Raw genomic sequence first — 25,009 nt, 5'->3', positions numbered from 1 at the left:
AAGCGATGAGTTTTGTACTAGGAATCACCGGCGGAATCGCAAGCGGAAAGTCGACTGTAGTAAAAATTTTTGCCGAAAGACAATTTCCAATCGTTGATGGTGATCTGATCGCTCGAAAAGTTGTTGAACCTAAGACACCGGGGTTAGCAGCTTTGATCGATACATTCGGTCCAGCAATTTTGCAAGCTGACGGCCGATTAGATCGAAAAAAATTAGGCGATCTCGTTTTTCACGATGAGCAAAAACGCCAACAATTAAATCACGTACTGGATCCCTTCATACGTAAAGAAATCACACAACAAACAATCGATGCTAAGTCACTCAGCAATTTAGTGATCGTAGATATTCCTTTATTGTATGAAGGACGTTATGAAGAGTTGATGGATGCGGTAGCCGTTGTTTATGTTACTCCCGAATATCAGTTGGAACGTTTGATGAAACGCAATTTACTATCACAATCAGATGCACAAAAACGGATCGACAGTCAGATGTCATTGGAAATGAAAAAGAAAAAAGCAGAGATTATTTTTGATAATTGCGGCTCTCTCGAACAATTGAGAAAACAAGTTATCGATTGGCTGATCAAAAATCAATTTGTTTCTTAAAGAATTAAGCGTCGTAGCAGTACGACGCTTTTTTTAGTCGCTTTGTTATGGTAAACTCTTGTTATATAAACGAATAACCAGAAGTAATAAAAGGTTATTTGTGGAATAAAAAATGAATGAACAAATCAATTTTCACAAATTAAAGTGAATTTATAAATAGTCAAGAAAGTGTGGGGGAGAATATGCGTTGTCCAAAATGCAATCATAATAATTCTCGAGTGATCGATAGCCGACAAACGGACGATGGACGTGCGATCCGTCGTCGTAGAGAATGCGAAAATTGTGGATTTCGTTTCACAACTTTTGAACGAATCGAAGTCGTTCCTTTATTAGTAGTAAAACGCAATGGTGATCGTGAAGAGTTCAGCCGTGATAAAATTTTACGCGGACTTATTCGTTCAGCGGAAAAACGCCCAGTTGCGATGGAGCAGATGGAACAAATCGTTGATCATGTTGAAAATCGTGTACGCAGCATGGGAGAAAATGAAATGCCAACGAGTAAAATCGGAGAATTTGTTATGGAAGATTTGATGAATGTTGATGAGATTGCCTATATCCGCTTTGCAAGTGTTTATCGACAATTCAAAGATATGTCCGTCTTTTTGAAAGAATTACAAGAAATTGTTGATAAAGCAAAATCAACAGATAATGACTAGGAGGCTTTTTTGTGGCAGAAGAATTAAAACCTAGCACCTTTTACACTGTTTATGGTGAGCCACAGCTCGATGAAAGCAAGCGTGATGCCTTAGTGTATTTATACCAACCGATTATCGGTAGTGTTGCATTAAGTGTTTATTTTACAATGAAAAGTGATATTGATGCAGAAGGGATGAGCGCTAGTTTTATGCACGCTGATCTTTTATCCGCAATCGATACTGGGTTGATGCACTTTTTAAAAGCACGGGAACACTTAGAAGGTATCGGGTTATTAGAAACGTATCAAAAGGAAGACCCGGAATTAGGGATGCAATTACTTTATGTTTTGCGTGCGCCATTAACGCCGGAAAAATTTTTCCAAGATCCTTTAATGTCCTATTTATTGATGGATAAAATCGGCAAACGTCGCTATGGGCGTTTAGTTGAACGTTTCAAACCTAAAATGATCGATAGGTCTGAAGCCCAAAATATTACTAAACGCTTTCGAGAAGTCTATCGTTTAGATGAACAAGCCTTTGCTAGCCAGAGTGAGATCCTAGAACAAACCCAAGATGATTTTACAGAAAAAAGTGATTTTGACTGGTCGCTTTTCAGTCAACAATTGCGCCGATTCAATTTGATTTTAACGATTGAAGAACGAGAAAAACTACAAACTTTTCAAACACTTTATGGTTTGAACGAACTTGACTTAGCTGAATATGTAGCTAAAGCAAGTGCGGGTGAAAAAAATGGCCTGAACTTTAATTACTTACGTCAATTGATGAACAAAGAAAAACGGCCGAATGTTGCAGCAGAAGCGACAAAGGTGAACGAACAGTCTACTGAGAAATCAACGAGTGCTGAAAATAATTTTTCACCCCAAGAAACAGAAATTATTGCTCAAAGTAAAAAAATTGCGCCAGTTACTTTTTTAAGAGCTATCAAACGTGAAAAAGGCGGCTTTGAGACAAATACGGAAGTCCGTTTATTAGAAGAACTGATTGGTCGGAATCTATTACCGAAGAGTGTGATCAATATCATCATCAATTATATTTTAGTCATCCAAAATCAAGCAGTGATCAATGCGAACTATCTCAATGCGATTGCTAATGATTGGGCCCAAAAGAAAATCGCAACGCCGGAAGATGCGATTAATCATGTTCGAGAAAACAATCAAAAGCTTGTTCGTAAACCGCAAGCGAGTCGGCCAAGTTATCAAAAAAGAGGAGCCGGCCGAAAAGAGGCACTGCCTGAACATATCAAACAACCGCCAAAAGAAACAAAACTCAGCCCTGAAAAGGAAGCTGAGCTGAATCGTAAATTAGCAGCATATTTAAACAAAGAAGGTGACGATTAATGGAAGATGTAGGAAAAGAATTAAATCGCATCATTAAAAGTCGCGGTGTCGATGGTCGTTACCGACAAATGATGGAAGAAGTGTTAGCTGATCCGGACGTGAATCAATTCATCGAAGTGCATAAAGCAAAACTGACGCAAGAAGACATTGAAAAGTCTTTTGCAAAACTATACGAATTCGTCCAAGAAAAGAAAAAATATTTGAATTCAGATCCGACGATGATCGCACCAGGCTATGAGCCGCAATTGAGTTTGAATTTTCACTTTATCGATGTGACGTATGTGCCGACAGATGACTTGCTTCGCCGCAAACGTGAAGAAGAGATCCGCAATCGGGTGAATTCTGTTGATATGCCAAAAGATATTCGTAAAGCTTCCATCCGTAATTTTGAAGTGACCTCGGGTCGAAGTGAAGCATTAGAAGCAACCTTGGATTTCATCAATCAATACGAAGAGAATCCTAGAAATTTTCATAAGGCACTTTATTTAGTTGGGGATTTCGGTGTAGGTAAAACGTATTTATTAGGTGCGGTTGCCCACGAATTAGCTGTTAAGGGTTTTGAAACAACCTTGATTCATTTTCCAACATTTGCGGGCGAGATGAAACAAGCGATCTCAAATGATAAAGTTGGTCCTAAATTAGATGAAGTCAAGCGAGCGCCGATTTTAATGATCGATGATATCGGAGCCGATTCGATGAGCGCTTGGATTCGCGATGAAGTCTTAGGTGTCATTTTACAACATCGGATGCAAGAACAATTACCGACCTTTTTTTCATCGAATTTCAATATGAATCAATTGGAGCAACATCTATCCGTTACACAGCGCGGCGATGAGGAACCGTTAAAAGCAAAACGGATCATGGAGCGCGTTCGATATTTAAGTAGAGAAGTTTGGGTGGTTGGTGAAAATCGCCGAAATGGTTAAAAAAAAGAAATTTTTCTAAGAAAAAAGCTAACACCCTATTAAAAAGCGCTATCATTTTGCTCTTTTTTAGGGGGCTTTTTTTTAATGAGTGTTATAATTAAAAATGGGATGTGGATTAAATGAATGCCAAAGACTTATCAATGCGTTTACAAAAAGCTGCAGAATATGTACCTCAAGGAGCTAGACTGGCAGATATCGGCTCTGATCATGCTTATTTGCCTGTCGCTTTGATGTTACAAAATAAAATTTCATACGGAATTGCCGGTGAAGTAGTTAAAGGTCCTTTTGAATCAGCCAAACGTCAAGTAGCCAAAAATGGTTTAGTAGATAAAATCGATGTTCGCTTAGCGGATGGCCTAGAAGCAGTCACTTTAGCGGATGAGGTATCAGCAATCACTATCTGTGGTATGGGCGGTGTTTTGATTCGAGATATTTTACAACGAGGAAAAGAACAGCAACGCCTATCTGGTAATGAACGCTTGATTTTACAACCAAATGTTGGGGAACGCCAATTACGTGAATGGTTAGTTCAAGAAGGTTATACGATTATCGCTGAATCAATCCTTGAAGAAAATCAAAAAGTTTATGAAATTATCGTAGCTGAAAAAAATACTGCCGCCACCACCTATTCATTAAAAGAGTTATTTTTTGGTCCACGATTATTACAAGAAAAAAATCAGATTTTTATTGAAAAATGGCAGCACAAATTGATCAAAAGTGAAAAAATATTAGTAAGTCTAAAACGCAGCGATCAAGATGTGGCTGATAAAATCAAAGAAGTAGAACAAGAAATTACGTGGATCCAGGAGGTAATTGCCAGTGCAAGGGATTGAATTTATTCAACGTTTTAATGATTATTGTCCAGAATGGCTAGCAGAAGACGGCGACCCAGTTGGCCTGCATATCGGTACTTTGAACAAACAAGTTGAGCGAATCATGATGAGTTTAGATGTTCGTCCAGCCGTCGTTGCCGAAGCAATCGAAAAAAAGATTGATTTACTGATAGTAAAACATCCGCCGATTTTTCGGCCTATCGATCGGTTAGTCACAGACGATATCCAAACAAATATGTATGCAGAACTGATTAAACATGATATTGCGGTTTATGCAGCCCATACGAATATGGATATCATCGATAATGGATTGAATGATTGGTTTTGTGAGCTTTTAGCCGTAAAGGATACAAGCTATCTGATTCCGACACACACAGTAAAAATGAAAAAGCTTGCTGTCTATACGCCACAAACAGAAGCAAAAAAAATGCGCGAAGTATTATCAACAGCTGGGGCAGGAGAACAAGGGAATTATCATGCTACGTCTTTTACTATCAATGGAACGGGACGTTTTACGCCTGAAACGGCTGCAAATCCTACAATCGGTTCAGTAAATGTTCCGGAACAAGTCCAAGAAAGTAAAATCGAAGTGATTTTTCCAGAAACAAAAGAAAAACAAATTATTACAGCAATGCTCGCAGCACATCCATATAAAGAACCAGCTTACGATGTTTATACTTTAGATAATCTAACGCAAACCTATGGTATCGGTCGAGTGGGTGAATTGGAACAAGCGTTGACGACCGAAGAATTTATTCAAAAAGTCAAAAAGACGTTTGATTTATCTGGTTTGCGCGTCGTTTATCCGCACAAAGAAAAAGAAACCATTAAACGAGTTGCGATTTGCGGGGGCAGTGGCGAGAAATTTTATCGCAATGCTTTAGCCGCGGAGGCCGACGTTTATATCACAGGCGATGTCTATTATCATACGGCCCATGATATGCAGGAAACGGGCATGTTAGTAATTGATCCAGGTCATTATATTGAGTCGTTATGCAAAGTAAAAATGGTGGAACTATTTGAACAATGGAAAAATGAAGAAGGTTGGAGCGTTGATTTCTTTATTTCTGAAACATCGACCAATCCATTCTCATTTAAATAAACAGCATTAAAGGAGAGAGAAAAATGTACGAAAATTTATTACCGCGTTTTTTACGCTACGTGAAAACAGAAACTCAATCAGATGCAACAAGTACGACCACGCCATCAACACAAACACAGGTTACTTTTGCACATGAGTTGATGAAAGAATTAGAAGAAATCGGTATGAGCGATATTTCTTATAATGAAAAAAATGGCTATGTCATTGCAACTTTACCAAGTAATTTAGATAAAGAAGCGCGGACGATCGGTTTTATCTCTCACATGGATACAGCTGATTTCAATGCAAAAGGAGTAAATCCTCAAATCGTTGAAAACTATGATGGCGAATCAACGATTAAATTAGACGCTGATGGAAAATACACGTTAAATACCAAAGATTTTCCTAACTTAAAAAATTATTCAGGCCAAACATTGATCACAACAGATGGATCAACGTTATTGGGTTCAGATGATAAATCGGGGATTGCTGAAATCATGACAGCGATGGAATATTTGATTAAACATCCAGAAATCAAACACGGGGAAGTACGAGTTGGTTTTGGTCCGGATGAAGAAATCGGTATCGGCGCAGATAAGTTTGACGTCAAAGAATTCAATACGGATTTTGCCTATACAATGGATGGCGGACCAATCGGTGAATTGCAATACGAAACATTTAGTGCTGCCCAAGCTGAAATTACTATGTATGGTAAGAATGTTCATCCAGGAACAGCTAAAAATACCATGATCAATGCATTGCAAATGGCAATCGATTTCCACAATCAACTACCAGAAGCAGATCGTCCTGAAAAAACTGAAGGTCGTGAAGGATTCTTCCACTTATTAGCCTTAGACGGTAATGTGGAAGAAGCAAAAATGACTTACATTATTCGTGACCATGACCGTGATAAATTTGAAGAACGTAAACAAATCATCACCGATCTTCAAGCAAAAATGAATAGTCAATTTGATCAAGAACGTGTTGAAATCAATATGTATGATCAATATTATAATATGGGTGAAATCATTGAAAAAGATATGAGCGTGATTGAATTAGCAAAAGGTGCGATGGAAGAAGTGGGTATCACACCATTGATCGAACCAATTCGTGGTGGTACAGATGGCTCTAAGATCTCATTTATGGGAATACCTACACCAAACATTTTTGCTGGTGCAGAAAATATGCATGGACGTTTTGAATTTGTTTCATTACAAACAATGGAAAAAGCTGTCGATGTGATCGTCAAAATCGTTGAGAATAACGGAAAATAATTTTTTTGAAAAAGTGCTAAGGAAACTTAGCGCTTTTTCTTTTTTTGCGGCGGACCGTATGTTAGGCTAGAGTAATAAATGAAAAATGAGGGAAATCAATGAATTTATCAGTCAGTCGTAAACTGATTTTAAATATTGGCTTATTTATAGTCATGATTGGAATCATTATTTTTGTGATTCGTGATTCGTTAGGCGAAATATTTACTGAATTAGGAAAAACATCATTGCCGGTGTTGGTTGGAGTAACGGTATTAGGAGTAGTTAGTCAAATAATTGAAGGGTATTCGATCAAAACAATCGCTGGTGAATTTAATCCTAAATTTACTATTAGAGATGGTTTTTTTGCCTCAGCATACTCGACCTTTTATCGAGTAGTAACATTTGGAACAGGATCAATTGTTGCTGAAGTGATCTATTATCATAAAAAAGGATTGAAGTTTTCTGAAGGAACAGGGACGAGTACCTTGCGGATGATCACATACAAAATCGCATTGATCGTTTGGGCAATCTTTTTTCTGTTTATCAAGAGTAATGCTATCCAGGCTCAAATCGCCAATGGTATTGTCTGGGTGATCGCGGGAATTGCAGTAACGATTTTGATTATCTCAACCTTGCTTATTCTAAGCTTAAATATCAATGCGCAAGTCTTTTTTGTTCGTATTTGTAATCGTTTTTTGAAAAAGCAAAAATTACGGGACATCGTTGATCGTTTGAATGAACAAATTTATTCACTAAGAGAGGCGATCCAGACCTTTATCCATGATCGAAATGCGGTCATTCGCGTATTTTGTTCAAATATGGCTAAATTAGCTGTCTGGTATAGTATCCCATTTTTTATCCTAGTTCATGATCATCCTCAAATCGATTTACTATTAACGGTAGCGTTGATCAGTTTTTCAGTCATTATCGGAGGTGTTTTACCAGCACCAGGAGGGATTGGTGGATTCGAATTTGTTTATGTATTATTGTTCCGCCATGTCATCGGTAAAGTCGATGCTGTTTCATCCTTGCTGTTGTATCGTTATGCAACTTATTTGATGCCATTTTTGATTGGAATGGTTTACGTTTTCATTACTAAGCAACGTGAAATTAAACATGAAATCAAAGCAGTAAAAAAAGAAAGCTAACGCTCGCGTTAGCTTTCTTTTTTTAATAATGAATGACTAATTTACCGATCATTTCGTTTGATTCAACGATTTGATGACCTTGATAAAAAACTTCCGGCGAAAAACCAGGAATTATTTTTGTTAAGGTACTTTGGATTTTTTTTTCTTGAAGCAACTCAACAAGAAATTCTAAAATCTTTCCTTGAGAAGCGACATTGAAATCATGATCTGTTTTTGAAAACATATATTCCCAATCGAAACTGCCGGATTTATTTTTTAATTTTGTCATATCTAAATCTTTGGTAGCACCGACGATCGAACCTAAATGACCAAAAGGTTCAAGTAAGTCGCACATCTCATCAAAATAGCGATCTGTAGAATGCAAAATCAAAATGTAAGGCAAGCTCTTGTACCCTAGTTTTGATAATTGTTTTGTCAAATCTTTATGATGATCGATAACATGATCAGCACCCATTTTTTCGGTCCAAGCTTTACTTTCTTTACGAGAAGCAGTAGTGACTACGGTTAAACCAGCCCATTTAGCTAATTGAGTCGCCACTGAACCAACGCCGCCGGCCCCATTTATAATCAAAAGTGTACCTTCATTTTGTTTTTCTTCGGGAATCAAATTCATTTTTTCAAATAGCATTTCATAAGCAGTGATAAAAGTTAACGGTAATGCTGCAGCACTATCAGTAGAAAGGTCGCTTGGCAATTTTGCAGTAATTCGAGAATCCACTATTTGTTGTTCACTGTAACTGCCATAACGTGTCGTTGTGCCAGCAAAAAAGATTCGATCACCGACTTGTAATTTTTCAACGTCACTACCAATTTGAGTGATAATACCGACACTATCAAAACCTAATACATGTGGTTGTGCGGTTCCTTTCCCACTTTGCCTAAGTTTAGTATCTACAGGATTGATCGATGTAGCTAAATTTTTTACGACTACATCAAATTTATTTAATTTAGGAAGCATTACTTCATATGTTTCAAAATGGTTTCCATTCGACAGTTGGAATCCTTTTTCAAAGCCGATCACACGAGAAATCATTGAATCACTCTCTTTCTAGTAATGAAAGAATTGTAGCATTATTTCGTTTTTCTTCCCAATAATAAACATTAATACTTGGTGAGTATATCTTTTGACCTTTGCTGACCAATGATATATACTATGATTTGTAAACAATTAATAATGTCGGAGGTATGTTTATGAATATCGAAAAAATGACGACGACTTTACAAGAAACAATTGCTGAAGCGCAACAGATAGCAGTAACTAGACACCACCAAGAAATCGATATCGCCCATGTATGGAAAATTTTTTTACAACCAAATCATTTTGGTAGAAATTTTTATACAGATGCTGGGCTTGATGTTGATCGTTTTGAACAGGAAGTAGATCATCTGTTGGATGAATACCCAACAGTTAGTGGTGGGAATGTTCAATATGGACAAAATTTAAGTCAAAATCTATTCAATCTGTTAAATGAAGCAGATTCATTAAGAGAAAAATTTCAAGACGACTTTTTGTCAACCGAAATCGTCATCTTAGCGTTAATGAAACTAAAAAATTATCCTTTAACGAAGTATTTGAATCAACAAGGAATCAATGAAAAAGAGATTCAAAAAAATATTGAAGAGATGCGAGGAGGAGATCGTGTGACTTCGCAAAACCAAGAAGAAACATACAAAGCCTTAGAAAAATATGGAGTTGATTTAGTTCAACAAGTTAAAAATGGAAAACAAGATCCGATTATCGGTCGCGATGAAGAAATCCGCGACGTTATTCGGATCCTTTCTCGGAAAACTAAAAATAATCCGGTATTGATCGGCGAACCCGGTGTGGGTAAAACGGCGATCGTGGAAGGACTAGCACAACGGATCGTTCGCAAAGATGTTCCGGAAAATTTAAAAGACAAAACAGTCTTTTCATTAGATATGGGGTCATTGATCGCTGGAGCAAAATTCCGGGGCGAATTTGAAGAACGATTGAAAGCCGTTTTAAAAGAAGTAAAAAAATCAGATGGACGAATTTTATTGTTTATCGATGAAATTCATAATATCGTCGGAGCCGGCAAAACAGAAGGTAGTATGGATGCCGGAAACTTATTGAAACCAATGTTAGCTCGTGGAGAATTACATTTGATCGGAGCAACAACATTAGATGAATACCGTCAATATATGGAAAAAGACAAAGCTTTAGAACGTCGTTTCCAAAAAGTACTAGTCAAGGAACCGACCGTTGAAGATACGATCAGTATTTTACGGGGACTAAAAGAACGCTTTGAGATCCACCATGGAGTAAATATCCATGACAATGCCTTAGTAGCGGCGGCTACATTATCAGATCGCTATATCACGGATCGTTTCTTACCTGACAAAGCCATTGATTTGATCGATGAGGCCAGTGCTAGTATTCGTGTCGAAATGAACTCTATGCCGACAGAGCTTGATCAAGTCACTCGTCGTTTGATGCAATTAGAAATCGAAGAAGCAGCCTTGAAAAAAGAAAGCGATGATGCCAGCAAGAAACGTTTAGAAAACTTACAAGAGGAATTAGCTAACCTTCGTGAAGAAGCAAATGCGATGAAACTTCAATGGGAAACCGAAAAAGAAGAAGTCAATGAAGTTTCCAATAAACGAGCTGAGATCGATCAAGCCAAACATGAATTGGAAGATGCAGAAAACAACTATGATTTAGAACGAGCAGCCGTTCTTCGACATGGGACGATACCAAAATTGGAACAAGAATTAACTGAACTGGAAGAAAAAAATAAACAAAATGATATCAGAATGGTCCAAGAATCAGTAACCGAAAACGAAATTGCACAAGTCGTGGGCCGTTTAACCGGTATTCCAGTAACTAAATTAGTTGAAGGCGAACGTGAAAAACTCCTAAGTTTGAACGGTACGCTGCATAAACGTGTAATTGGACAAGACGAAGCCGTCGATGCTGTCAGTGATGCTGTTCTTCGTTCTCGTGCAGGTTTGCAAGATCCAAATCGACCGTTAGGATCATTTTTATTCTTAGGACCAACTGGAGTCGGTAAAACAGAATTAGCTAAAGCTTTAGCTGAAAATTTATTTGATTCAGAAGACCACATGGTACGAATCGATATGAGTGAGTATATGGAAAAACATTCTGTTTCTCGCTTGGTCGGGGCACCTCCAGGTTATATTGGTTATGAAGAAGGCGGTCAATTAACAGAAGCAGTTCGTCGTAATCCGTATACGATTATTTTGCTCGACGAAATTGAAAAAGCACATCCAGATGTCTTTAATATTTTGTTGCAAGTCTTAGATGATGGTCGTTTGACAGATTCTAAAGGTCGCTTAGTCGATTTTAAAAATACTGTTTTGATTATGACTAGTAACATCGGTTCTCAAGTATTGTTAGATGGTGTGACTGAAGAAGGGACGATCCCTGAAGCGACCAAAGAACAAGTTTTGAATTTATTGAGAGGTCACTTCAAGCCAGAATTTTTAAACCGAATCGATGATACGATTTTATTTACACCATTGAGTTTAGAAAACGTTAAAGGAATCGTTGAAAAAATCATTCAAGGTCTTTCTAAACGCTTAGAAGACCAAGAAATACAATTAGCAATCACTGAAGATGCGAAAAGTTGGATCGCAGAACAAGCATATGAACCACAATACGGAGCGCGGCCACTAAAAAGATTCATTACGCGAGAGGTAGAGACACCTTTAGCGAAAGAAATCATTGCAGGTCGAGTTTTGCCTAAAACCAAAGTAGCTATTGAATTACTAGATGGTCAACTTGTTTTCCAAAATGAAATAGCAGATATATAATTTAATTATGTAAACAAAAAGCGATAACTTCAGTCAAACGGAGTTATCGCTTTTTTTGTAATAATCGAAAATTTCATTAATTTTATGAAAAGCAAGCTATTGAAAAAAATAAATAACAACATTCTCATTACGTATATTACGAGTTAATGACAAATTAGTGAATTTACAGTGATTAAATTGTTTGCATCGCATTCTTAGCTTATACTTTAAAAGGAAGAAAATAAGAGCTTAGTCGAGGATTCCTGGAGGTATACTATATAATGAACCAATTCAAATCACGAATAGAAAAATATAACTATATGAAGCAGCAACAAAAAGCTAAGCGCGTGAAAGCTGCGAAAAGAACGGTGCCATTATTAGGTACAGCTATGATTCTTTCGCCAGCAGCAATCAGTCTGAATACTGTAAAAGTAAGTGCTGCTGAAACAGCTCAAACACAAAATCAATCAGCGTTTATCGAGCAATTGGGAGCATCTGCAATGCAAGTGTCTTCATCAAATGATCTATATGCATCAATCATGGTTGCACAAGCATTAGTTGAAACTGGATTCGGATCATCACAATTATCGAGTGCGCCATATTATAATTTATTTGGAGTAAAAGAATATAGCGGAGGCCCGTCTGTTACGATGAGCACGCAAGAATATCTAAATGGACAATGGGTAACTATGAATGAACCGTTCGCTGTATATAATAGTTATGCTGAATCTTTCCAAGCACATGCGACTTTGTTAACCGGTAATTATTATGCAGGTGCACGAAAAAGCCATACAAATAGTTATCAAGATGCGGCAGTTTATTTAACGGGACGTTATGCGACAGATCCAAGTTATGCTAGCAAATTGATCTCATTGATCCAAACGTATAATTTAACACGTTTTGATACACCGGGAGCTGGAACAGCAGTTCAAACTACCTCGACACAAACAACGACAACAACTACTACAACGACGACATCGACGTCACAATCAAGTGGTCAAACGTATACAGTCCAATCTGGAGATTCTGTTTGGGGAATCGCTGAACAGCTTGGTATCAGTGTTGATCAATTGATAGCTGACAACGGCTGGTCTTCGGAGTCGGTAACAATTATGCCTGGAGATACTATTTCAATTTAAAAAAAGACGAGAATTTATTTCTCGTCTTTTTTTACGCGGAAATTTATTAATAAATAGATCTTGATTTTTCTAAAAATAAAAATTAAATTAAGATGAGGTGGTATCGATTACAAAAATACTAAATTCTCGTAAAAATCTCATTTATTCGTTACTATGTACTTACATATGGTAAGGGATGGAGCGAATAATTATGACAAAAATTTATAATTCTATTTTAGATACAATCGGAGAAACACCTATCATCAAATTGAAAAATTTAGGACTTGATGAAGGCGCACAAATTTATGTAAAACTAGAATCATTTAATCCTGGTGGTAGCGTAAAAGATCGAATCGCTTTGAGTATGATCGAAGATGCAGAAAAAACTGGTAAATTAAAACCAGGGATGGCAATTGTTGAGCCTACTTCAGGAAATACAGGCATCGGTTTGGCGATGGTCGGAGCGGCTAAAGGATACCCTGTAACTTTAGTTATGCCAGAAACAATGAGTGTAGAACGACGTAAATTGATGCAGGCTTATGGTGCGGAGCTTGTTTTGACTCCTGGGCCAGATGGTATGAAAGGGGCAATTGCTAAAGCGAAAGAACTCGCAGAAGAAAATGATTGGTTCGTCCCGGCACAGTTTGATAACCCTGCGAATCCTAAGGTTCATGAACGAACAACTGCAAGAGAAATTGCTAATGCTTTTGAAAAGAATGGATTGGATGCGTTTGTTGCTGGTGTTGGTACCGGCGGAACAATCACAGGCGTTGGAAATGAGCTAAAAAGAATGTATTCAGATGTGAAAATTTATGCCGTGGAACCTGAAGAATCGCCAGTATTAGAAGGTGGTCAGCCGGGTCCTCATAAAATCCAAGGAATCGGTGCTGGTTTTGTACCCAGTATTTTAAATAGTGAAATCTATGATGAAGTATTACCAGTAAATGCAAGCGATGCAATGGAAACAGCGAGAGAAATTGCTAAAAAAGAAGGTATTCTAGTCGGTATTTCTTCGGGAGCGGCGTTGTTTGCTGGCATTGAAATTGCTAAAAAGATGTCTTCGAATCAAAAAGTATTAGTGTTATTGCCAGATAATGGAGAACGCTACTTATCGACTGAATTGTTCCAATTCAACCAATAAGTTTATGAAAGTTATTAATTTTTGAATCTGCCTAGTATTTCCCCCTGAATAATAGTATCATTTTAAGAGATAATATAAACAGGAGGGGCTTGTATGGTAAATGAGGCAGTTGACCAAGCCGTCAAAGAATTAAAGGCCGAAGGAATTCGGATAACGCCGCAGAGATATGCCATTTTAGAATATCTGATCGATTATCGCAGCCATCCAACAGTCGATGAGATTTTCCGTTCATTAGAAAGCCGCTTTCCTAATATGAGTGTAGCGACTGTCTATAATAATTTGAGAAAATTTGTCGAAATCGGGATTGTACAAGAAATGAATTATGGTGATGCTGCTAGTCGTTTTGATTTCACGAATCGGCGTCATTATCATGCGATATGTACAGAATGTGGAAAGATCGTTGATTTCTTTTATCCGGGATTAGAAGATGTAGAAATGGCTTCTAGTAAGTTAACAGGTTACGAAGTTAATAATCATCGTCTAGAAGTTTATGGACTTTGTCCGGATTGTCATAAAAAAGCTGAGGAATAATTCCTCGGCTTTTTTGTCGTTCATTTATGAGCGCTAGCAAAAATTTGATTAGAAAATCCACAAAGCGCAAAAAGCTGATAGATCAACGAAAAACCGGAGCGTTTTCATTTGTTATCAGAAATATTAGACACCCACTTATGAGAGATATCACACAAAAATCTGATAACGATTGCAATTTTATTCACCGTCAAAACATTTAAAAGAGAAATTTATAAATTAAAATGATAAAATTTTAATTTATAAATCCTTATAATAAGGTGTTTTTTGTTTATTGTCTTTAAAATAAATGAATAATAAACAATCTTCTATGAGAGATTAATAACACTTATAGACCAATTATTGCTTAAAAAAGTGATTGTGATATATTAAACATGTTCCCAAGAGAACTTCATAATAATATAAAATATATTAGGAGTGATTTACCGTGAAAATTGGCGTAATTAAAGATCCAAAACAAGGTGAGGCACGCGTAGGCATGACACCTGAAAATGTAAAAATTTTAGTTGAAGCAGGAAATGAAGTACTAGTTGACGATAATGCTGGTGCAGGTTCTGGCTTTACTAATGAACAATATGTTGAAGCTGGAGGTAAAATCGTAGATACAGATACAGCGTGGACTGCTGATTTAATCGTAAAAGTTAAAGAACCTATGGAAAGTGAATACCACTATTTCAAAAAAGGTCAAATTATTTGGGGCTTCTTACACTTAGCTGCAAACAAAGCATGTGTGGAAAAAATGATGGAAGTAGGCGTAACTGCTTTATCAGGAGAAAATATTTCAGTCAATGGTGTACTTGAATTGTTAAAACCAATGAGTGCGATCGCTGGTCGTCGTGCCGTTAACTTAGGTCAATACTACATTGAAAAACAACACGGCGGTGAAGGAATCTTACTTCCAGGTATCGAAGGCGTTGAAGCTGGAACAGTTGTCATCTTAGGCGGCGGTAACGCAGCAGAAAATGCAGCGGATATGGCTGTAGGAATTGGTTGCCACGTTATCATTCTTGAAGTAAACGAAAATCGTATCAAACAATTACAAGATCGTTACAAAGATCATAACGTTGATGTAATTGTTTCAAATACTGAAAACTTAGAAGATAAAATCAAAGAAGCAGATGTATTTATCTCAACTGTTTTGATTCCAGGAGCTAAACCACCAAAATTAGTTAAAGAATATATGGTTGAATCAATGAAACCAGGTTCAGTTATTGTTGATATTGCAATCGACCAAGGTGGTACTGTGGAAACAATCGACAAACCAACAAACCATGCTGATCCAGTATTTACTAAACATGGCGTTATCCACTACGCTGTTCCAAATATGCCAGGTGCAACTCCAAGAACAGCAACAATTGCTTTGGCAAAAGGAAATATCTCATTCCTTAAAGATGTGAGTGTCAAAGGATTGGATGAAGCGTTGAAATCAGACGAATCATTAGTATCAGGTTTAAGTGTTTACAATGGTAAAGTAGTTTCTAAAGCATTAGCAGATTCAATTGATGTTCCTTATACTGAAGTGGGAGATGTTCTGTAATGACAGATGTATTTACAAAATTACCTGTAACAATTGAAGATATCCATGAAGCGAAAAATGTTGTAAAACAATACGGACGTGTAACACCATTGATTCAATCAATGTTCTTGACTGCTCAAACTGGGGGACAAGTTTTCTTAAAATTAGAAAATATGCAATTGACAGGATCGTTTAAATTCCGTGGTGCGTTTAATAAAATCGCTCATTTAACACAAGCAGAAAAAGATAAAGGCGTTATCGCTGTTTCTGCTGGTAATCACGCTCAAGGTGTTGCTTTGACTTCTAGATTATTAGGAATCGAAAGCACGATTGTAATGCCGGAAACTGCTCCGAAAGCAAAAGTTGAAGCAACTGAAGGATATGGCTCAAAAGTTATTCTTCATGGTTCAGGCTTTGATGAAGCAAAAGCTTATTGTGAAAAAATCGTTGAAGAAACAGGTGTAACATATATTCCTCCTTACGATGATGAATACGTAATGGCTGGACAAGGAACAATCGGTCTTGAAATCTTAGATTCTATCTGGGATGTCGATACAGTTGTCGTTCCTGTCGGCGGTGGCGGATTAATCGCGGGTATCGCAGTGGCGTTGAAAACATTCAACCCAAATATCAATATCATTGGTGTTCAAGCAGATAACATTCATGGGATGACTGCTTCATTCCGTGAAGGCAAAAAAGTCGGACACAAAGAATCAGCTACGATCGCTGATGGATGTGCAGTAGAATTCCCAGGCAATCTAACTTTCGAAGTTGTTGAAGGTTTAGTCGATGATATGGTTACTGTATCGGAAGAAGAAATCGAATTAGCGATGAAAGACTTAATCCAACGTACTAAAATCGTCGTTGAAGGTGCGGGCGCGTTGGCGACTGCAGCAATTCTTTCTGGAAAAGTTGATCAATACGTAAATGGTAAAAAAGTAGTTGCTGTCGTATCTGGCGGGAACGTAGACTTAAAACGTATCACAGATGTTATTGGACACTTCTCTGTAGCAAACGAATTAAAATAAGACTGCAAAAAAGAAGTAGCGGGGTTTCCGTTACTTCTTTTTTATGCATCATAATCTTTTTTGAATAGATAGATACCGCTAACAATCGAGACTAATAGAGCTAATAGTACGACTGCAATCGAACCAATTTCTGAATGTCGCCACCAGAGTCCGCCAGTATTGATGCCCCAAAGGCTAAAAATCAAAGTCGGCATAGCTAATAGTAATGAGGCAGTATTTAAAAATTTCATTAATTGATTCAATCGATTATCCATCATACTATTGATCAATCCGCTGATCGACCCCAACATCTCTCGATAAATCTGAACAGAAACAGTTGCTTGTTTCGTTTGTAATTCAATTTGAATCGCTAAGTCACGGTCAGAGGCCACTAACTGGGAATCTAGTAAGCGATTGATTGTTTTAGATTGTTCGTTTAGCAGATTGTCGATATAGACAAGTTTCTTTTCTGTATGTGTCGTTTTTTCTAAAATATCCCGGTTGGATCTTTTAGGAGCTACATCACTGATACTTTCGATGATTTCACGTTGTTGTCGCAGGAAGATCAGGTAATGTTCATTGATTGTTTCTAACATGTATAAAATAAGCGCCGCCTTAGTGAAAATTTCTGTTTGATATTTTTGCAAAACTTCTTCGATTAGTGGCTGGTCAGCTACAGTGATCAAAACGTCAGGGGTCAAAAAAACCGTAATCGTTGAAGGTGTTAGCTCGGGATCATCCATAGATTGGATATTTACAAACATCATCAAAGAATACACTTTTTTATTTTCAGCCTGATATTTTTTAAAATAGGACACATTGAAATATTTCTCTCCTAAAATAAAAAAATCTCGTGGTAAATCATAAGTTTGGTGGAGTTGGTCTTTTTCCCAATCGTTCGGCTCCGTCACGACCAACCAATTGCCTGTTGGGTCACTTTTTTGAACGCCTTCAGTTGAGATTGTATAGTAATCAAGCAAAAAATCCCTCCTTAAATTTATAGAGTAAATTTCATTAGATAGCTTTAAAGCAAGTAGTTGAAGTTGCCTTAAAATTATAAACTAACAGTAATTCTATCATCTCAGATAATGTTCGGATTGCCAATTAATTTGACCGTTACAAAGGATGTTAAAATAAGGAAAACGCTTAAAAAAGTGAGAAAAAGAACTTTTTGCTTAGAATTCTTCTCATTTAAAATGATTCTAGTTTACAGAAGAAAAGTATCTGCTATAATAAAGTTCATATTTCGAAACTTCAATGAAATTTTCATTGAAACTAAACTTATATATCGTCATGATATGGATGACAGTTTCTACCTTGTGCCGTAAACGCAAGACTATAAGTAAAAATCGTACGGTTACGTATCTTTTTTGCTTTGCAGATGAGGTGCGTTTTTTGTATTTTCAAAAAACGACAAGAGAAGGAGAACGAAAGAAATGAAAGAATTAACAGATCGCATCAAAGAAAATGGACGGGTTTTAGGCGAAGGTGTTTTAAAAGTCGATGAATTTATCACTCACCAAGTTGATCCTGAATTGATGGATGCAATGGGTAAACGTTTAGCTGAAGTATTTGCAGAAAAGAAAATCACGAAAGTTGTGACGATCGAAGCGTCAGGAATCGCTCCGGCGGTCTATGCTGCACAAGCTTTGAAAGTTCCGATGATTTTTGCTCGTAAATCAAAAAGTTTAACGATGGATGAAGAATTATTATCTGCCTCTGTTTACTCTTTTACGAAACAAGTAACGAGCACGATCTCTATTTCTCGTAAATTTTTATCTGCAGATGATAACGTCTTGCTAGTCGATGACTTTTTGGCAAATGGCCAAGCAGCTAAAGGATTGATTGAGTTGTGCCAACAAGCTGGTGCAATTGTTGCCGGAATCGGAATTTTGATTGAAAAATCATTCCAAGACGGCCGTCAGTTGATCGAAGATATGGACATTCCAGTTGTTTCTTTAGCAAGAATTGCTTCCTTGAGTGACGGTCAAGTAACTTTCTTAGAGGAGGACGCATAGCGTGACAAGCAAAACGGGAAACGGAAAATCAGCAGTATTAGGGTTGCAGCATCTTTTAGCGATGTATGCAGGAGCAGTGGCAGTACCACTTTTGATCGGTACTGGTTTAGGATTTAATGAAGCGCAAATGACGTACTTGATTTCAATCGATATTTTTATGTGCGGGATTGCGACATTGCTGCAATTAACTGTCAATAAATTTTTTGGAATCGGCTTACCCGTTGTTTTAGGTTGTGCAATTCAAGCAGTAGCACCACTGATTTTGATTGGCCAAACGCGTGGAATTGGAACGGTTTATGGATCAATTATCGCTGCAGGAATCTTTGTGGTATTGATATCTGGTTTCTTCTCGAAAGTAGAAAAATTATTTCCGTCAATCGTTACTGGAACAGTGATCACAACGATTGGTTTGACATTGATCCCAGTAGCTGTAACAAAAATGGGCGGTGGAAACGCATCAAGCAAATCCTTCGGTGATCCCAGTGATCTATTATTAGCGTTTGTAACGATTGGTTTAATTTTGGCAATCCAAGTTTTTGGACGAGGTTTTGTTCGGTCGATTGCTGTACTTGTTGGTTTAGTTGGTGGAACGATTTTAGCAGCTCTTTTAGGGAAAGTCGATTTATCTGCGATCGGACATGCGCCAATGTTCCATGTGCCTCAACCTTTTTATTTTGGAACGCCTAAGTTTGAACCATTCTCTATTTTATTAATGATCATTATTTCAATTGTCAGCATGGTAGAATCAACTGGAGTTTATTTTGCTTTAGGTGATATCGTTGGAAAAGAAGTAAAAGAAGATGATTTGAAACGTGGCTATCGTGCGGAAGGCTTAGCAGTTATTTTGGGTGGTTTGTTCAATACCTTTCCTTATACAGGATTCTCACAAAATGTCGGCTTAGTTCAATTGTCAGGAATCAAAAACAGACGCCCGATTTATTTCTCGGCAATTTTTTTGGTCATTTTAGGATTGTTTCCTAAAATTGGTGCTCTAGCACAAGTCATTCCGGAATCTGTTTTAGGTGGCGGAATGTTAGTGATGTTTGGTATGGTCGCTGTACAAGGAATGAAGATGCTATCAAAAGTTGATTTTAATGATGAAAGAAATTTATTGATCATTGCTATTTCAATCGGCTTTGGCTTAGGATTTAATTCAGTGCCGACGTTGTTCGCTAAACTGCCAGAAACAGTTCAAATGTTTACAGGTAATGGAATCGTGATGAGTAGTTTATCAGCAATCATTTTGAATTTAATTTTTCATGGTTATAATAGAAACAAAAAATAAAAGAATGTGGGGAACCGCATTCTTCTTTTTTTTATCAATAAAGCGAACATTAAAATAATTTTATAGTTTATTATTCGAATATTTTTTGACTTGTAAACTTCAGGTTGATAGAATAAAAATGAGAAATGAAAGGAGCTGCTTATGAAGCCTGAAGTTGCAGTAATTATGGGAAGTACATCTGATTGGGAAACAATGAAATATGCTTGTCAAAGTCTTGATGAACTAGAAATAATTTATGAAAAGAAAGTAGTTTCAGCACATCGGACACCGGACTTAATGTTCGACTTTTCCGAAAAAGCACGAGATCGTGGGATAAAAGTTATTATTGCTGGTGCAGGCGGTGCCGCACACTTACCAGGAATGGTAGCAGCGAAAACGACATTACCTGTTATTGGTGTTCCTGTTCAATCAAAAGCATTAAATGGATTGGATTCATTATTATCAATTGTACAAATGCCTGGCGGTGTACCGGTCGCAGCAACGACAATCGGAAAAGCTGGTGCAACTAACGCTGGACTACTTGCGGCGCAGATGCTTTCAATGTATGATAAAAATATAGCTTTACGTTTAGAAAAAAAACGTCAGCAAATGACAGAAACTGTATTAGAAAGTAGTGAACAACTTGGCTAAATCTTTACAACCCGGCTCTACGATCGGAATCGTGGGCGGAGGACAACTAGGCCGTATGATGGCTATCAGCGCAAAACAAATGGGTTTTCGCACTGGTGTATTAGACCCAACAGAAGATTGTCCGGCTGCACAAGTCTCAGATTGGCATATCGTTGCCGATTATGATGATCAAATGGCTTTAGAAGAAATGGCTCGTCGATCACAAGTCATTACGTACGAATTTGAAAATGTTGATGTTGATACGATCAATCAAATCCAACATTTTGCCAACGTACCTCAAGGCACCGATTTATTGGCAATCAGTCAAGATCGTTTACTAGAAAAATCATTCTTAGAAAATAATAATATCGTAATCGCGCCTTATGCTACGATCATTAGCCCAACAGATATTCAAGATGCCATTGAAGGCATCGGATATCCTTGTGTTTTGAAAACAACTCGCGGCGGTTATGACGGACATGGCCAATATGTATTGAAAAGTACAGCTGATTTAGCGCCGGCGATGAATCTTTTGCGCCAAGGAACATGTGTGCTTGAAGCCTGGATTCCGTTTGAGAAAGAATTATCTGTTCAAGTAGCAGGAAATAATATTGGCGATTATGTGACCTTTCCTGTAGTGGAAAATGTTCACCGCAATAATATTTTACACGAAACAATCGCTCCAGCAGGAGTAAATCCAGAAGTTGCAAAAGAAGCAAGTCGGATTGCTAGAGTTATCGCCGAAGGTGTGGAACTAATAGGTACTCTTTGTGTGGAATTCTTTTTGACTAAATCAGGTGCATTATATGTGAATGAAATTGCGCCACGCCCACATAATTCGGGACACTATACGATTGAAGCTTGCTCGATGAGCCAATTTGAAGCGCATATTCGAGGTATTTGCGGCTGGCCGCTAAGTGAACCTAAATTATTATCAAATGCTGTGATGATCAACGTATTAGGGGAAAATCTTTTGAAAACCTATGAATTAATTGATTTATGGCCCGAGTGGCATTTTCATTATTATGGAAAAGCGATGCCTAAAAAAGGACGCAAGATGGGACATATTACTGTATTGACTGAGAGTGTCCAACGAACGTTGGACGATATCAAAAAAACAGAAACTTGGAATTAATAGTTGGTATCATTAAGTATTTAAATTGTTTAAAGGATTAAAAAGTAAGTTGTGAAAATAAAGGATCTGATCGATTCTTTTATCTTTTATAAAAAAGGGGATTGTCATGTTAACGCGATATACAAGAGCAGAAATGGGAAATATTTGGAGCGACGAAAATCGTTACAAAGCTTGGTTAGAAGTCGAGATTTTAGCAGATGAAGCTTGGGCAGAGTTAGGTGAAATACCTAAAGAAGATGTCGAGAAGATTCGCGCAAATGCAGGCTTTGATATTGATCGGATCTTAGAAATCGAACAGGCAACAAGACATGATGTCGTAGCATTTACACGTGCTGTTTCTGAAACACTTGGTGAGGAACGCAAGTGGGTTCACTATGGGTTGACCAGTACAGATGTAGTGGACACTGCTTATGGATATCTTTATAAACAAGCAAATGATATCTTACGTCAAGATCTGCAAGAATTTTTAACAATCATTGGTGAGAAAGCTCTTGAACATAAATACACAGTAATGATGGGGCGGACGCACGGTGTTCATGCCGAACCAACAACATTTGGATTGAAATTAGCAACTTGGTACTCAGAAATGAAGCGTAACATCGAACGTTTTGAACATGCTGCAAAGGGAGTAGAAGCGGGTAAAATCTCAGGAGCAGTTGGTACATTTGCTAATATTCCGCCATTTGTTGAAGAATATGTCTGCGAAAAATTAGGGATTCGACCACAAGAAATTTCTACACAAGTATTACCGCGTGATTTACATGCTGAATATTTCTCAAGCTTAGCTTTAATTGCGACATCTATTGAACGTTTTGCGACTGAAATCCGCGGCTTGCAAAAATCTGAAACAAGAGAAGTTGAAGAATTTTTCGCAAAAGGTCAAAAAGGTTCGTCAGCCATGCCACATAAACGTAATCCGATCGGTTCAGAAAATATGACCGGTTTAGCTCGAGTCGTTCGTGGCCATTTAATCACAGCCTTTGAAGACGTTGCTTTATGGCATGAACGTGATATTTCCCACTCATCAGCCGAACGAATCATCACTCCAGATACTACGATATTAATTGATTACATGTTGCATCGTTTCGGAAATATTGTTAAAAATTTGACTGTTTTTCCTGAAAATATGAAGCGCAACATGCAAGCGACTTACGGCTTGATCTATAGCCAACGTGTAATGTTGAAATTAATTGATAAAGGAATGACGCGTGAAGAAGCCTATGATTTAGTTCAACCAAAGACTGCGTATGCGTGGGATCATCAAAAACAATTCCGTCCGCTGCTAGAAGAAGACGAAAAAATCACGGCTATTTTATCTGAATCAGATTTAGATGATGCGTTTGATTACAACTATCACTTGAAAAACGTAGATGCAATTTTTGATCGTATCGGAATTAAATAAAAATAAAAAAACTCTTGCCATTGGCAAGAGTTTTTTTATTAGGCATATGAATAGATGTCTTCGCAAAACTGTTGGGTTAACAAGTTAAGAAACTCGTCAATCAAATGGTAATCGTAAATTTTGTTGTTAATTAAGACTTCAATTCGATAAGAGTTTTTCAGGAAAGTAAAATCTTTAAATTGTTTGATTACTAGTTTTTCATTGCGATCATTAACAAAAGTTAATGATTGCATTTCTTGTGATTTTTTTGAGCGGAAAATTTTTTTTAAGTTTCGATAAGAATAAAAACTAGTATTGCAGTTGACACAATGTGTGGCATCTAAACCTATTAAGGCATTGAATAACTGTTGTTTCTCACATTCGCTCATTGAATTAAGAAAACGATGAGCTGTTGAAGATGCATCTGGCATAAGCAATTCCCCCGTTAAATTCTTTCGAGATAAATATAACACCGATTCAAATAATTGTAAACGTTATCTTTTATAAGAAAAGATAAAAATTTTAATCTTATTTTTAAACACGAACATTAAATGTGTTTATAGCTAAAAATATACGATTTTTATTGAAAAGCTTTTTTGAGGTTGTTACACTAAAAATGAAAAGAGCAAATGGAAAATTTTGATTTAAGATGGTTCATTATTGATTAAAAGGGGCGATAAATCTTGGAAAAAGACACTTTACTCTATGAAGGCAAGGCTAAAAAACTTTTTAAAACAACTGATCCAGCCATTGTATGGGCAGAATATTTGAATCAGGCAACAGCTTTAAATGGACTGAAAAAAGATCAAATAAATGGAAAAGGCGAACTTAACAATCAGATTACAGCTTACATTTTTGATTTTTTAAACACAAAAGAAATAAACAATCATTTTATCAAAAAAATATCATCCACTGAACAATTGATCCAACCTTTAGAAATTATTCCATTAGAAGTAGTTGTGCGGAACGTAGCTGCAGGAAGTTTTTCAAAACGTTTAGGAATTACTGAAGGCAAGGTACTTGATCAACCAATTGTTGAGTTCTATTACAAAGAGGATCAATTAGATGATCCGATGGTGATTGATGCGCATATCAATTATTTAGGATTGGCCTCTGATCAAGAATTAGTGCAATTACGCCAATTGGCATTAAAAATCAATCAGGCCTTAAATGAATTATTCAATTCTATCGAGATTGCATTGATTGATTTTAAAGTAGAATTTGGTCGTCAAAAGGATGGATCTATTTTATTAGCCGATGAAATTTCTCCTGATACATGTCGCTTATGGGATAAAAAGACGAACGAGCATTTAGATAAAGATATTTATCGTCGTAACTTAGGAGACATCGTACCTGTTTATCAAGAAGTACTAAACCGATTAGAAAAGCGAGGGAAATAACCATGTATTTTGTAAAAATTTATGTGACGTATAAGGATTCTGTTTTAGATCCTCAAGGAGAAGCAGTCAAAGGCGCTGTTCATCGCTTGGGTTTTGAGGAAATCGAAGAAATCCGGATTGGAAAATATTTTGAGCTTAAAGTAGAGAAAAGGGACCATTCTATCGAAGAGACAATCGAAGAAGTGTGTGATAAATTGTTGGCCAACATCAACATGGAAACGTATCGCTATGAAATAGTTACAGCGGAGGAAGTTTAAG

At 37.1% G+C, this 25,009-nt stretch carries 24 protein-coding genes and 1 riboswitch; of the genes, 21 read left to right on the top strand and 3 right to left on the bottom strand.

Annotated elements, in window-relative coordinates; translation table 11 throughout:
* Window positions 1–5 precede the first annotated feature (5 nt).
* The 8 genes from coaE to ACKTSC_RS07785 all read left to right on the top strand — a co-directional run bounded on the left by coaE (window position 6) and on the right by ACKTSC_RS07785 (window position 7,839).
* On the top strand, window positions 6–605 hold the full coding sequence (coaE, locus tag ACKTSC_RS07820) for a dephospho-CoA kinase (protein WP_407857291.1): 600 nt from the start codon (window positions 6–8) through the stop codon (window positions 603–605).
* Between the two features lie 182 nt (window positions 606–787).
* The gene (nrdR, locus tag ACKTSC_RS07815; protein WP_407857290.1) at window positions 788–1,261 is read left to right on the top strand and encodes a transcriptional regulator NrdR; all 474 of its coding nucleotides are present in this window, start codon (window positions 788–790) and stop codon (window positions 1,259–1,261) included.
* An 11-nt stretch (window positions 1,262–1,272) separates the two neighbouring features.
* A complete protein-coding gene (locus tag ACKTSC_RS07810; protein WP_407857289.1) occupies window positions 1,273–2,598 on the top strand; it encodes a replication initiation and membrane attachment family protein in 1,326 nt (441 codons plus the stop codon).
* A complete protein-coding gene (dnaI, locus tag ACKTSC_RS07805; protein WP_407857288.1) occupies window positions 2,598–3,524 on the top strand; it encodes a primosomal protein DnaI in 927 nt (308 codons plus the stop codon). Before ACKTSC_RS07810 ends, dnaI begins: the two co-directional genes overlap by 1 nt.
* Window positions 3,525–3,643: 119 nt before the next feature.
* A complete protein-coding gene (locus ACKTSC_RS07800; RefSeq protein ID WP_332580101.1) occupies window positions 3,644–4,357 on the top strand; it encodes a tRNA (adenine(22)-N(1))-methyltransferase in 714 nt (237 codons plus the stop codon).
* The gene (locus ACKTSC_RS07795; protein ID WP_407857287.1) at window positions 4,338–5,459 is read left to right on the top strand and encodes a Nif3-like dinuclear metal center hexameric protein; all 1,122 of its coding nucleotides are present in this window, start codon (window positions 4,338–4,340) and stop codon (window positions 5,457–5,459) included. Before ACKTSC_RS07800 ends, ACKTSC_RS07795 begins: the two co-directional genes overlap by 20 nt.
* Window positions 5,460–5,482: 23 nt before the next feature.
* The gene (gene pepT, locus ACKTSC_RS07790; RefSeq protein WP_407857286.1) at window positions 5,483–6,712 is read left to right on the top strand and encodes a peptidase T; all 1,230 of its coding nucleotides are present in this window, start codon (window positions 5,483–5,485) and stop codon (window positions 6,710–6,712) included.
* 98 nt (window positions 6,713–6,810) lie between these two features.
* On the top strand, window positions 6,811–7,839 hold the full coding sequence (locus ACKTSC_RS07785) for a lysylphosphatidylglycerol synthase transmembrane domain-containing protein (RefSeq protein WP_407857285.1): 1,029 nt from the start codon (window positions 6,811–6,813) through the stop codon (window positions 7,837–7,839).
* Window positions 7,840–7,861: 22 nt separating this feature from the next.
* On the opposite strand, the gene ACKTSC_RS07780 is transcribed toward ACKTSC_RS07785, so the two are convergent.
* A complete protein-coding gene (locus ACKTSC_RS07780) occupies window positions 7,862–8,872 on the bottom strand; it encodes a zinc-binding alcohol dehydrogenase family protein (protein WP_332580105.1) in 1,011 nt (336 codons plus the stop codon).
* Window positions 8,873–9,030: 158 nt separating this feature from the next.
* On the opposite strand from ACKTSC_RS07780, the gene clpB reads away from it, so the two are divergent.
* The 6 genes from clpB to tdcB all read left to right on the top strand — a co-directional run bounded on the left by clpB (window position 9,031) and on the right by tdcB (window position 16,944).
* Window positions 9,031–11,634, top strand: a complete 2,604-nt coding sequence (gene clpB / locus ACKTSC_RS07775) for an ATP-dependent chaperone ClpB (protein WP_407857284.1) — start codon at window positions 9,031–9,033, stop codon at window positions 11,632–11,634.
* 260 nt (window positions 11,635–11,894) lie between these two features.
* Window positions 11,895–12,752 carry a glucosaminidase domain-containing protein gene (locus ACKTSC_RS07770; RefSeq protein ID WP_407857283.1) on the top strand — a complete coding sequence of 286 codons (858 nt, stop codon included), beginning with the start codon at window positions 11,895–11,897 and terminating at the stop codon, window positions 12,750–12,752.
* A gap of 190 nt (window positions 12,753–12,942) precedes the next feature.
* Entirely contained in the window at window positions 12,943–13,872 is a 930-nt protein-coding gene (gene cysK, locus ACKTSC_RS07765) for a cysteine synthase A (protein ID WP_407857282.1), read from the top strand.
* Between the two features lie 93 nt (window positions 13,873–13,965).
* Entirely contained in the window at window positions 13,966–14,403 is a 438-nt protein-coding gene (locus ACKTSC_RS07760; RefSeq protein ID WP_407857281.1) for a Fur family transcriptional regulator, read from the top strand.
* A 424-nt stretch (window positions 14,404–14,827) separates the two neighbouring features.
* The gene (gene ald, locus ACKTSC_RS07755; RefSeq protein WP_407857280.1) at window positions 14,828–15,937 is read left to right on the top strand and encodes an alanine dehydrogenase; all 1,110 of its coding nucleotides are present in this window, start codon (window positions 14,828–14,830) and stop codon (window positions 15,935–15,937) included.
* Entirely contained in the window at window positions 15,937–16,944 is a 1,008-nt protein-coding gene (gene tdcB, locus ACKTSC_RS07750; protein ID WP_332580111.1) for a bifunctional threonine ammonia-lyase/L-serine ammonia-lyase TdcB, read from the top strand. Before ald ends, tdcB begins: the two co-directional genes overlap by 1 nt.
* A 41-nt stretch (window positions 16,945–16,985) precedes the next feature.
* Here the strand turns inward: tdcB and ACKTSC_RS07745 are convergent, their stop codons facing one another.
* Window positions 16,986–17,903, bottom strand: coding sequence for a CorA family divalent cation transporter (locus ACKTSC_RS07745; protein WP_407857279.1), 918 nt, complete (start codon window positions 17,901–17,903; stop codon window positions 16,986–16,988).
* Window positions 17,904–18,184: 281 nt separating this feature from the next.
* Window positions 18,185–18,282, top strand: a riboswitch (purine riboswitch).
* 77 nt (window positions 18,283–18,359) lie between these two features.
* Here ACKTSC_RS07745 and ACKTSC_RS07740 point away from each other — a divergent pair.
* The 5 genes from ACKTSC_RS07740 to purB all read left to right on the top strand — a co-directional run bounded on the left by ACKTSC_RS07740 (window position 18,360) and on the right by purB (window position 23,372).
* Window positions 18,360–18,941 carry a xanthine phosphoribosyltransferase gene (locus ACKTSC_RS07740; RefSeq protein ID WP_407857278.1) on the top strand — a complete coding sequence of 194 codons (582 nt, stop codon included), beginning with the start codon at window positions 18,360–18,362 and terminating at the stop codon, window positions 18,939–18,941.
* A 1-nt stretch (window position 18,942) separates the two neighbouring features.
* Window positions 18,943–20,226: a nucleobase:cation symporter-2 family protein gene (locus ACKTSC_RS07735; protein ID WP_332580114.1), complete on the top strand. Its 1,284-nt coding sequence runs from the start codon at window positions 18,943–18,945 to the stop codon at window positions 20,224–20,226.
* A 141-nt stretch (window positions 20,227–20,367) separates the two neighbouring features.
* Window positions 20,368–20,856 (top strand): 5-(carboxyamino)imidazole ribonucleotide mutase, encoded by a 489-nt coding sequence (gene purE / locus ACKTSC_RS07730; RefSeq protein ID WP_407855695.1) that lies wholly within the window; start codon window positions 20,368–20,370, stop codon window positions 20,854–20,856.
* A complete protein-coding gene (gene purK / locus ACKTSC_RS07725; RefSeq protein ID WP_407855696.1) occupies window positions 20,849–21,970 on the top strand; it encodes a 5-(carboxyamino)imidazole ribonucleotide synthase in 1,122 nt (373 codons plus the stop codon). The genes purE and purK overlap by 8 nt, the downstream gene beginning before the upstream one ends.
* Window positions 21,971–22,076: 106 nt before the next feature.
* Window positions 22,077–23,372, top strand: a complete 1,296-nt coding sequence (gene purB / locus ACKTSC_RS07720; protein ID WP_332580117.1) for an adenylosuccinate lyase — start codon at window positions 22,077–22,079, stop codon at window positions 23,370–23,372.
* A gap of 38 nt (window positions 23,373–23,410) precedes the next feature.
* Here purB and ACKTSC_RS07715 read toward each other — a convergent pair whose 3' ends face one another.
* The gene (locus tag ACKTSC_RS07715) at window positions 23,411–23,782 is read right to left on the bottom strand and encodes a hypothetical protein (RefSeq protein ID WP_332580118.1); all 372 of its coding nucleotides are present in this window, start codon (window positions 23,780–23,782) and stop codon (window positions 23,411–23,413) included.
* A gap of 252 nt (window positions 23,783–24,034) precedes the next feature.
* Here ACKTSC_RS07715 and purC point away from each other — a divergent pair, with 252 nt between their 5' ends.
* Both purC and purS read left to right on the top strand, forming a co-directional pair.
* Complete coding sequence (gene purC / locus ACKTSC_RS07710; RefSeq protein WP_407857277.1) at window positions 24,035–24,751, top strand: phosphoribosylaminoimidazolesuccinocarboxamide synthase; 717 nt, start codon at window positions 24,035–24,037, stop codon at window positions 24,749–24,751.
* Window positions 24,752–24,753: 2 nt separating this feature from the next.
* Window positions 24,754–25,008, top strand: a complete 255-nt coding sequence (gene purS, locus ACKTSC_RS07705; protein WP_407857276.1) for a phosphoribosylformylglycinamidine synthase subunit PurS — start codon at window positions 24,754–24,756, stop codon at window positions 25,006–25,008.
* The last annotated feature ends 1 nt before the right edge of the window (window position 25,009 follow it).

This window comes from Enterococcus hailinensis, assembly GCF_045862035.1.
Classification (GTDB): Bacteria; Bacillota; Bacilli; order Lactobacillales; family Enterococcaceae; genus Enterococcus_A; species Enterococcus_A hailinensis.
The sequence above is the reverse complement of the archived record's forward strand: the minus strand, read 5'-3'. Positions and strand labels throughout refer to the sequence as shown.

What these genes read in the sequence shown, in the direction of transcription:
- coaE (WP_407857291.1), top strand. Translation starts at nt 6, where the DNA reads ATGAGTTTTGTACTAGGAATCACCGGCGGAATCGCAAGCGGAAAGTCG.
- nrdR (WP_407857290.1), top strand. Translation starts at nt 788, where the DNA reads ATGCGTTGTCCAAAATGCAATCATAATAATTCTCGAGTGATCGATAGC.
- dnaI (WP_407857288.1), top strand. Translation starts at nt 2,598, where the DNA reads ATGGAAGATGTAGGAAAAGAATTAAATCGCATCATTAAAAGTCGCGGT.
- ACKTSC_RS07800 (WP_332580101.1), top strand. Translation starts at nt 3,644, where the DNA reads ATGAATGCCAAAGACTTATCAATGCGTTTACAAAAAGCTGCAGAATAT.
- pepT (WP_407857286.1), top strand. Translation starts at nt 5,483, where the DNA reads ATGTACGAAAATTTATTACCGCGTTTTTTACGCTACGTGAAAACAGAA.
- ACKTSC_RS07785 (WP_407857285.1), top strand. Translation starts at nt 6,811, where the DNA reads ATGAATTTATCAGTCAGTCGTAAACTGATTTTAAATATTGGCTTATTT.
- ACKTSC_RS07780 (WP_332580105.1), bottom strand. Translation starts at nt 8,872, where the DNA reads ATGATTTCTCGTGTGATCGGCTTTGAAAAAGGATTCCAACTGTCGAAT.
- clpB (WP_407857284.1), top strand. Translation starts at nt 9,031, where the DNA reads ATGAATATCGAAAAAATGACGACGACTTTACAAGAAACAATTGCTGAA.
- ACKTSC_RS07770 (WP_407857283.1), top strand. Translation starts at nt 11,895, where the DNA reads ATGAACCAATTCAAATCACGAATAGAAAAATATAACTATATGAAGCAG.
- cysK (WP_407857282.1), top strand. Translation starts at nt 12,943, where the DNA reads ATGACAAAAATTTATAATTCTATTTTAGATACAATCGGAGAAACACCT.
- ACKTSC_RS07760 (WP_407857281.1), top strand. Translation starts at nt 13,966, where the DNA reads ATGGTAAATGAGGCAGTTGACCAAGCCGTCAAAGAATTAAAGGCCGAA.
- tdcB (WP_332580111.1), top strand. Translation starts at nt 15,937, where the DNA reads ATGACAGATGTATTTACAAAATTACCTGTAACAATTGAAGATATCCAT.
- ACKTSC_RS07740 (WP_407857278.1), top strand. Translation starts at nt 18,360, where the DNA reads ATGAAAGAATTAACAGATCGCATCAAAGAAAATGGACGGGTTTTAGGC.
- purE (WP_407855695.1), top strand. Translation starts at nt 20,368, where the DNA reads ATGAAGCCTGAAGTTGCAGTAATTATGGGAAGTACATCTGATTGGGAA.
- purB (WP_332580117.1), top strand. Translation starts at nt 22,077, where the DNA reads ATGTTAACGCGATATACAAGAGCAGAAATGGGAAATATTTGGAGCGAC.
- ACKTSC_RS07715 (WP_332580118.1), bottom strand. Translation starts at nt 23,782, where the DNA reads ATGCCAGATGCATCTTCAACAGCTCATCGTTTTCTTAATTCAATGAGC.
- purS (WP_407857276.1), top strand. Translation starts at nt 24,754, where the DNA reads ATGTATTTTGTAAAAATTTATGTGACGTATAAGGATTCTGTTTTAGAT.